The organism is uncultured Brachyspira sp. (assembly GCF_949287625.1).
Taxonomy (GTDB): Bacteria; Spirochaetota; Brachyspiria; order Brachyspirales; family Brachyspiraceae; genus Brachyspira.
The window spans coordinates 1-9,289 of record NZ_CASEGO010000116.1 but is presented as its reverse complement, the minus strand read 5'-3'; the positions used below and the strand labels follow the sequence as shown (position 1 = coordinate 9,289).

Sequence of the window (9,289 nt, the reverse complement as noted above, 5' to 3'; positions counted from 1 at the left end):
GTTGATAATTCTATATAATGTACATCAGTTGACAAAATGAAATCGTTCCAGTATATACTAAAAATTTTTAAGTTTGTCAATTTTTTATTCAACTTTTTCGCCGCATACGCTCTGCGGACTTCGTCAAAGAACCTTATATCCTCAACAAGCTCGGATACGCTTCGCGAAAGTGCAAGTGTAAAAATAATACAAAATAGTACTAATTGTATTTTATTTGTAAAATACAGCATTTCATATATTCCGCAATTAAGAATACCTAGCTGAAAATAAACAGAATCTTACGTAATAAAAAAGTCATATATTAAAAACAAAATATACATTTATTTTGAGAAACTATAGTTTTTTAGATTTGCAATTTTGATGTATTTTGATTATATTTAATTATGAAGTGATTAAAACTATTTGGAGAAAACTCAAGTATGGAAAATAAAGAAATATATTCTAAACTAAAAAAACTATATGAAGAAAATGAATATGATAAAATAATTAAATTAGTATTATCATTAGAATATCAATATTTAGATGATGATATGCTTAATATTTTTTATAATGCTTTGGATATTGAGCTAAGTGAAATGCATAATAATGAAAAACATCATGATATAATAAAGTTAATATTATCTATTTCCTCTAATGATGAGAGATTTTTAAATGATAATATAAAAGGTCTCCTAGCTGTTGCATATAATAATACAGGTAAATTTGATTTAGCTTTAGAGACATTAAACTCGTTAAGTGAATATACTAAAAATCATCATACTTGGTTTTATAAAATATCATATGCCTATCTTGGCAAATGTGAGGCTGATACTTCTTTAGAATATATAGACAAAGCAATAAATACTTTGGAAATAAATAAAGATAATATAAGTATTGAAGAGTATAATTATTATAATGAACTATACAATGGATTTAAAGAAGAGATAAACAAAGGAGCTTTGCATTATGAGGCAAGCGATGTTAATGCGAATGATCCAGATGCTGTTATAAAAGATATATCTTCAATATTATCCAATGATATAGAAAATGAAATCATAGAAGGAAGCATAGTTATAAATAAATGGAATATATTTATTAATGCTTATGTTGATACTCTTACAGATAAAAGTGCGGTTATAAACTATTATATATCAAGTCCTAATTGGGACAGAAATATATTTGAATGCTGTGCAAGTGCTGGAAAAGATACCAATACAGCTATAGGGCTTTCAAACGGCAGTTTTGTATATGGAATAATGACTGGAATAAAGGCTATGAATGAAGGAAGAATGCTTGATGAGGCAGAAACTGAATTTGACGGTAAAAAGCATAAATGGAGAGTATATACAAGCAATATTGTAAATTTGGGTGCAAATGACGGTACTATAAAAAATATCAATACTTATTGGAATATGTTTAAAGATGATATATTAAAGAGAATAGGAAATCAAAAAATATGCTACATAAAAATATATGGAGCTAAAGCGAAAAACAATTATTCTATAGGTGAACTTCGTATAAATGATACTAATATACCAGAGCTTTCTAATAAAATGAATGAACATGTAAAAACTTGGGCAGAAACAGATTTTTCTTCTGATAAGCAGTTTTTCTTTTTAGTACAAGATGATGAAACATATACACCTTATCCTTATTCTAATGAAGAAATTTTAAACTTTGTTCAGCAGTACAGCAATATAGTTTTGAATTCTAATGAAACAGATGAATACTATAATAGATTAGGAGAGCTTGCTGAAAATCTAACTAATGATTATACACTTGCCTCAGATTTATTTTTGTTTCTTCCAGAGATATGTGCTGACAATGAGTTTTTTAATGAACTTCATTCTGGAGAGCTAATCAATTTTAATTTTGAATCCAAAGAAAAAAATTGTTCGCTTTATAAGACACAGCTTTACACTTATCATTTAATAGGAGGCTATCTTTTTGAACTTTTCAGAAGCGGAGTATTTAACGGCAAAGAAAATGATATATATGCAAAGTTTATAAATATGAGTGCAGGGTATAGTATTTATTCACAAATCAAGTCAGATTATGAAAAGAAAAATAAAAAATTAGAAAATTTGGAAGTAAATTTGAGTTTTAATATAGATGATGATTATGAGATTAGATAATTAATTTATATTATAATAATAAAGCCTCCTTATAATATTATAAGGAGGCTTTAATTAATTTAATATATTTATAAATTAAAATTATTCTTCAACTTTTAAGTGAAGTTCTTCAAGCTGATCATCATCTACAGTAGAAGGACAGCCGCTCATCAAACATTGACCTTTCTGAGTTTTAGGGAATGCTATAACTTCTCTAATGCTGTCTTGTTTTTGTAAGAGCATGATAACTCTGTCTATACCGAAAGCCATACCGCACATAGGAGGAGCTCCGTATTTTAAAGCGTCTAATAAGAAGCCGAATCTTATTTTTGCCTTTTCATCATCTATTCCTAAAAGACTGAATATTTTAGCCTGTACTTTGCTGTCATATATACGCTGACCGCCGCCGCCTATTTCATTACCATTTAATACCAAGTCATAAGTATCGCTTCTTACTTTTAATACATCTGTATCTAATAGAGGAACATCTTCAGGTACTGGAGCCGTGAATGGGTGGTGAGTAGCAGATATTCTTTTTTCTTTATGATCATATTCAAATAATGGGAACTCTACTACCCAAAGGAAGTTTAATTTATCTTTATCTATTAAGTTTAATTTTTCACCTACTTTTAATCTCAAATTGCCCAATGCATCATAAGTAACTTTAGGAGTGTCAGCAACAAAGAATAGTAAGTCTCCTTTTTCTGCTTTAGTAACTTCTAATATTTTTTTCTGATTGTCTTCAGAGAAGAATTTAACTATGTTAGATTCAAGTCCGTTTTCAGTAACTCTCATCCAAGCAAGACCTTTAGCTCCGAATATACCTACATATTTGGTGAAGTCGTCAATATCTTTTCTGCTTAATTTATCAACGCCGCCTTTAGCATTAAGACATCTTATTATAAACTTGTTATCCAAAGCATTTTTAAATACTGCAAAATCACAGCCTCTTACAGCTTCTTCAACATTGATAAGTTTTAATTCAAATCTAGTATCAGGCTTATCGCTTCCGTACATTTCCATAGCATCATAATAATTTAATCTAGGAAAAGGAGTAGGCAAATCAATACCGTAAACATCTTTAACTATATTAGCAGTAACACTTTCCATGATAGATAAAAACTCATCAGTATTAAGGAAAGAAGTTTCAATATCTACTTGAGTAAACTCAGGCTGTCTGTCTGCTCTCAAATCTTCATCACGGAAACATTTAGCTACTTGATAGTATCTGTCAAAACCGCCTATCATAAGTATTTGTTTGAATATTTGAGGAGATTGAGGAAGTGCATAAAAATCACCTGCATTTAATCTTGAAGGAACAAGGAAGTCTCTAGCACCTTCTGGAGTACTTTTATTCAATATAGGAGTTTCTACATCTATGAAGCCGTTATCAGCTAAATGTTTTCTAAAAGCATTAGTAATTTGAAATCTTTTATATAGGTTATTAAATACTTTAGGTCTTCTTAAATCTAAGTATCTGTATTTAAGTCTTATATCTTCTCCAGTATCAATATCATCTTCAAGAAGGAAAGGAGGAGTTTCAGAAGTATTAAGAAGCTCCATTTTTTCAACCATAACTTCTATTTCGCCGGTAGGAATTTTTGGGTTTATCATCTCTTCGCTTCTAGCCCTAACTTTTCCTTCTACACTAATAACGTATTCGCTTCTTAAATCCTGAGCGTCATTATGTGCTTCTTTGCTTATTTCTGGGTTAAATACTATTTGTACAAAACCTGTTCTGTCTCTCAAATCTACAAATATTACTCCGCCATGATCTCTTCTTCTTAAAACCCAACCAGCTAGTTTTACTTCTTTGCCGATATCGTTTTTGCTTAATATTCCATTATAGGCACTTTTAAAACGCATATTAATTCCCTCTTAAAAAATTATTTATTTGATTATTAAAAAATAAGTTATATTTTTGTTTGAATAAACATAATTATTATATTATAAATATGTATAAAAATCAATTACTTTAATCGTATTTTGGTGCGGTACTTTTTGATATATTTATAGATTAAAAATTATTCATTAGTCACTAGTTTATCTTCGCTTCCATTAACTTTGCCGTCTTTATCTACTTTTACAGTAAATATTTTAGAAACCCCTTTCTCTTCGGCAGTTATTCCATAATAGGCGTCTGCTATTGTGGCAGCTACTTCATCATGCGTAATGATTAAAAACTGAGTATTATTAGAGAGATTTTTAACCATATTTTTATATCTTATAATATTAGCTCCGTCAAGTGCAGCGTCAACCTCGTCTAATATACAGAAAGGACTAGGTCGGTACAAAAATATTGCAAATACCAAAGCAAGCCCTGTCATAGTAAGCTCGCCCCCAGAATATGATACTATATTTTCCATTTTTTTGCCCGGAGGCTGAGCAAATATATCAATGGGGCTGTTTAATAGATCCTCTTCATTTTGTATTTTTAAGCCTGCATTACCGCCGCCGAATAATATTTTAAAAGTCTCTGAGAATTTTTTATTTATTTCATTAAATGTTTTTAAGAAATCCTCACCTGCTTTTTTATTGGCATCTGCTATGATTTTTAATATTTCTTCTTTTGATTTCTCTAAGTCTTCTTTTTGTTTCGTTAAAAACTCAAATTTATTTTTGGCTTCCTGATATTCGTCCAAAGCCATTTCATTAATATGACCTAGATTTTTTATTTTTTCATTGATAGTGTTTAATTTATTTTTAAATGCATCTTCATCTATAAGGTTTTGAGTATTCTCTTCAAACTCTTTCAAATTAAGAGCATAATTTTCATAGAAATGAGTATATATATCATTAATTTTATCTTTGCTTTGATTTATTCTCTCACTTACTCTTGTAATGTTTTCATTTGTTTCATTTAATTTTCTTACCCTTTTTGCATGGCTTACTTCAAAATTAGATAATGCCGATTCTGCCTTTTTTATTTCATTGGCTTTATGTCTGGATTCGCTTTCTGTTTTTGATTTTTTCTTTTCTAATTCTTTATAGCTTATAGAGTTTTGTTTGTACTCTTCATTAAGTTTTTTATAGTCTTCTTCAAGCCTTGCTATTTTTTCATTGAGCGTTGCAAACTCATCTTCTATTATTTTCATGCTTTTTATTATCATCTCTTTTCTGTCTTCAGAGGCTTTTTTATTTGTTTCGTATTTAGCCCTTTCTATTGTAAGAGTAGTAAGCATTGCATTAGATTTATTAATATTGTCAGTAGATAATTTTATTTCATTATTTAACTCTTCCATTTTTTCTATATTGCTTTTAATAAAGTTTTCCAAATCGGCAATCTCTTTATCTATTGCTTCCTTTTGCATATATGTACCTTCTTTATCAAAAAGCAAATCAACGAAAGGGTCTTTTATTTTAGTATATTCTTTAAAAATGCCATGTAAAAATAATGCATCTTTTTTTTCTGTCTCTAAACTCTCTCCCAAATTTTTTATAAAACCGCATAATGAACTAAAGCTAAGTTCATTTAAACTTAATAATACACCTTCCTCTTCAAACTCTTTTATAGTTTTCATCTTTGTATTTATAGCATTAAGCAGATTATTAAATCCTATATCAATATCAGTTTCATGCTTTCCTATATTCTGATAAAAACTGTTTCCCATAACATCTTTTTTCTTTTCATCAATCTCGCTTATAATTTTATTTATTACTTCAAGCTGTCTTTCTCTAGCATCTGCGATTTTTAAAGTGGCGTTTTGATTTTCTTCTGTTATAGAAGATATTTTATCATTTAAACTTGCTATTTTATTTTGTTCATTTGCTATATTGGTCTCTTCAGTTTCCTGTTCTTTTAAGGATCTTTCTATATTTTCAGCTATATTTTTAACTTCCTCTTCAAGTTCTGCTATTTGAGTTTTATCTTCTTCTATTCTTTTTAATAGGGTATTTTTTCTGTTAAGAGTCTCTTCTTTTTCTTTGCCTGCATTGTCAAGCTGATTCTTTAATTGATTTGCCATCTTCTCTATATGCGTAAGCTCTGTAACTATTAATGATACCTGTTTATCAAGCTCTATAGATAAAGTTCTTGTCTCTTCAAATTTTAAAAGCTCCTGCTGTTTCTGATTGTCCAAATCATGAAGCTCTTTTTCTAATTCCTGTTTTTTATTATTATGCTCTTCAAGGCTTTTATTCTGCTCTTCTAAAGTAATTTTTAATTTTTTTACCTGATTAACATTCAAGCTAATACTTATTTTTTTCTGTTCATCTTTAAGATTATAATATTTTTCTGTTCTTGCTGCCTGTTCTTTTAAAGATTTATAATGTTTTTCAGATTCTTTGATTTGTATTTTTACATTATCAAGATTTCTTTCTGACTCTTCAAGTTTTTTTGCAGCCTCTCTTCTTCTTTCAAGATATTTACTAATTCCAGCTGCATTTTCTATGATGCTTCTTCTCTCTTCGGGTTTTTGTTTTGCTATTTCAGAAACTGTACCCTGTTTAATAACAGAGTAGGCATTTTTACCAAGCCCAGTATCCAAAAACATATCAACTATATCTTTTAAACGCACCTGCTCATCATTAATATAATATTCTGACAAACCTTTTCTATAATATTTACGAGTAACAACAACTTCATCTGTATCATATTTTTTTATCCATCTTGATTTATTATCTAGCGTGAGTGCTACTTGTGCCAGAGAGGAAGGTTTTCTAGTATCAGTACCATGAAAAATTACGCTTTCAAGCCCTTTTGAGCTGTCTATTCTTAATCTGCTTGCGGACTGCTCGCCCATAACCCATAGGAAAGCCTCTACTATATTGCTTTTACCTATTCCGTTTGGTCCAAGCACTACAGTAACGCCTTCATTAAACTCTATATTGGTTTCTATGGCAAATGATTTGAATCCGTGCAAATTAAGATTCTTTATATACATCTTATTTCCTGTCTTTAGTATATTCTATAATTATACAATCCTATTAAAAAATAATCAATTAATTTAATCTATAATATATAAAAATACTATAAATTTATTTTGGTTTTCTTGATAAAAATATAATTACGATAACAAATTTTCGGTATAGTTATTTGTTATTTTAATCAAATAATATTGACATAATGATTTAATATTTTATAATACTGTTATGATAAAAATATTTAGTTTATTAAATAAGACACTCGACACTCGACACTCGACACTCGACACTCGACACTCGACACTCGACACTCGACACTCGACACTCGACACTCGACTAATAATGTAAACCTTTCAAAAAAATCAATATCATCTAAATATTATAACAATTCTAAAAAAATATATTTTTCTTTATACGCCTTTCAGTCAATATTGGCATTGAAAATAATTTTAAAACTTTATTTATATAATAATTCAATCAAAAAACAATCATTAGTAATAAAAAAATATCAAAATTTTATTATTACATATTTTCTAAATTTTTTTAGAATGCTTTTTTACTATGATAAAAACATTTTAAAAAATGTTTTTTATAAAATTATAATTTATATAAGGAGTTCTAATATGAACAAAAAACTATTTTCCATTCTTTTTACTTTATTTTTAGCAGGTATTTTATCTGTAAGCTGTTCAAATGCAGATAAAACAGGTTCAGGAGAAACAAAGCCTACAGGTATAGACAGCAAATATGCAGGTACTTGGATAGGAGGCGGAAATTTAGCAGGTCAAACAATTATTATAAATACAGATGGTTCTGTAAGAAATGAATCTCAGAATATTGATATGCCTGCTTCAAGTATAACTAAAAATTCTGATACTTCATATACAGCAAATTATACTCTTAATACTGACGAATATACATCAAAAGGTACTATGAATATAGAATTTACTTCTGATACTTCTGCTAATGTTACAGGTCAAAATACAACTACTTACTCAGGCGGAAGTTCAACTCAAAATATTAATGGTACTTTAACTAAGAAGCAACAATAATCAATCATATTCTTTTAATTAATGCTTAAACTATTTAAAAATTATTAATTAGTTTAAGCATTTTATTTGTAGATTTATAAAATTAAATTTATAAATAATTCTAGACTTATATACAAATAAAATGCTGTTATACTTGCGTGGAGTGAATTTCAAATTTAAATTACGCTTTGGGTGGGGCACTTTTTGAAGTGAAGACTTAAAAAATTTAATCAAACTAATACTAAAAAATAAAGTTTTTAAATCTAAAAGGGCGGGAATTAAAGTAAAATTTTGAAATTTATTCTAACTCCCACCCTCTAATTTTTTGAATACTATTTGTTATTTATGGCTTATTTTTCACTCTTTACTTTGAGTGTTATTCTGTCTGCCCACCCAAGCGATTTTTTAAATTTACAATATTTTTCAACGCACGGTTAATCGATTCTAATAAATAATAAAAATTAGAATTATTAATCAATCTGTATTATAAAAATCCGCTCTGCGTGCGTAGAGCAAATCCTAATTTAAAATCACGTTTTGGGTGGGCGTACTTTTTTAAGTGTAGGCTTATAGATTTAATTAAAGCCAATATGAAAAATAAGACTTTAAAATCTAAAAGGGCGGGGATTAAAGTAAAGTTTTTTATCATAGTTTTTCTATTTCTTCTATACTTAATCCTGTATATTTAGAAATAGTATTTAAATCTACTCTATCATCTTTCATCTTTTTTGCCAATGAAATCTTTTCTTTTTCTATACCCTCCTTTATACCTTCTTCCTTACCCAATCTTCTCTCTTCATCAAGCATTATCTGATTACCATATAAATAAGCTTCTTTTTTCTCATATTCCATCATCATTAATCTGCTTTTTACAAAATTATTATATTTTTTCTGCACTTCTTCCATTATGGGTTTTTCTTTTACTATTTCAGACATAGATGCCTCCAAATTTTTGCTTGTAAATATTTTGAGCCAATAATTTAAATCTTTAGATAATACATTTTTCTTAAACTTTTTTAATTCTATTATATGTATTTGAAGATGATCTGTTAATAACCTTCTATTATTCATCTCATAAAGCATATAGCAGGAATGTATATTTTTAGTTTTATCTAAATTAAAATTAAGAAGATTTATACTTATTACTGGAGTTAATTCATCGTATCTTTCACCATGTTTTAATAATTTACTGTAATTAGATGCCCAATAATAAAGTATACGCTCTGGAAATCTTGAATTGCCTTGTAATTGTATTTCTATAATAACAACAGAACCATTTTGAGTAATACATTTGACATCGAC

At 28.2% G+C, this 9,289-nt stretch carries 5 protein-coding genes; 2 read left to right on the top strand and 3 right to left on the bottom strand.

Annotated elements, in window-relative coordinates; all coding sequences use genetic code 11:
* The first annotated feature begins 419 nt into the window (after positions 1-419).
* Positions 420-2,114 (top strand): DUF6348 family protein, encoded by a 1,695-nt coding sequence (locus Q1X91_RS13645; RefSeq protein ID WP_300758686.1) that lies wholly within the window; start codon positions 420-422, stop codon positions 2,112-2,114.
* 81 nt (positions 2,115-2,195) lie between these two features.
* On the opposite strand, the gene aspS is transcribed toward Q1X91_RS13645, so the two are convergent.
* Complete coding sequence (aspS, locus tag Q1X91_RS13640) at positions 2,196-3,959, bottom strand: aspartate--tRNA ligase (protein ID WP_013113988.1); 1,764 nt, start codon at positions 3,957-3,959, stop codon at positions 2,196-2,198.
* A gap of 158 nt (positions 3,960-4,117) precedes the next feature.
* The gene (locus Q1X91_RS13635; protein ID WP_300758683.1) at positions 4,118-6,976 is read right to left on the bottom strand and encodes an AAA family ATPase; all 2,859 of its coding nucleotides are present in this window, start codon (positions 6,974-6,976) and stop codon (positions 4,118-4,120) included.
* Between the two features lie 603 nt (positions 6,977-7,579).
* On the opposite strand from Q1X91_RS13635, the gene Q1X91_RS13630 reads away from it, so the two are divergent.
* Positions 7,580-8,008: a hypothetical protein gene (locus tag Q1X91_RS13630; RefSeq protein ID WP_300758681.1), complete on the top strand. Its 429-nt coding sequence runs from the start codon at positions 7,580-7,582 to the stop codon at positions 8,006-8,008.
* Positions 8,009-8,632: 624 nt separating this feature from the next.
* On the opposite strand, the gene Q1X91_RS13625 is transcribed toward Q1X91_RS13630, so the two are convergent.
* Positions 8,633-9,289 (bottom strand): Rpn family recombination-promoting nuclease/putative transposase (locus tag Q1X91_RS13625; RefSeq protein WP_300758679.1); only part of this gene is annotated, 657 nt, incomplete at its 5' end.

What these genes read in the sequence shown, in the direction of transcription:
- Q1X91_RS13630 (WP_300758681.1), top strand. Translation starts at nt 7,580, where the DNA reads ATGAACAAAAAACTATTTTCCATTCTTTTTACTTTATTTTTAGCAGGT.
- Q1X91_RS13645 (WP_300758686.1), top strand. Translation starts at nt 420, where the DNA reads ATGGAAAATAAAGAAATATATTCTAAACTAAAAAAACTATATGAAGAA.
- Q1X91_RS13635 (WP_300758683.1), bottom strand. Translation starts at nt 6,976, where the DNA reads ATGTATATAAAGAATCTTAATTTGCACGGATTCAAATCATTTGCCATA.
- aspS (WP_013113988.1), bottom strand. Translation starts at nt 3,959, where the DNA reads ATGCGTTTTAAAAGTGCCTATAATGGAATATTAAGCAAAAACGATATC.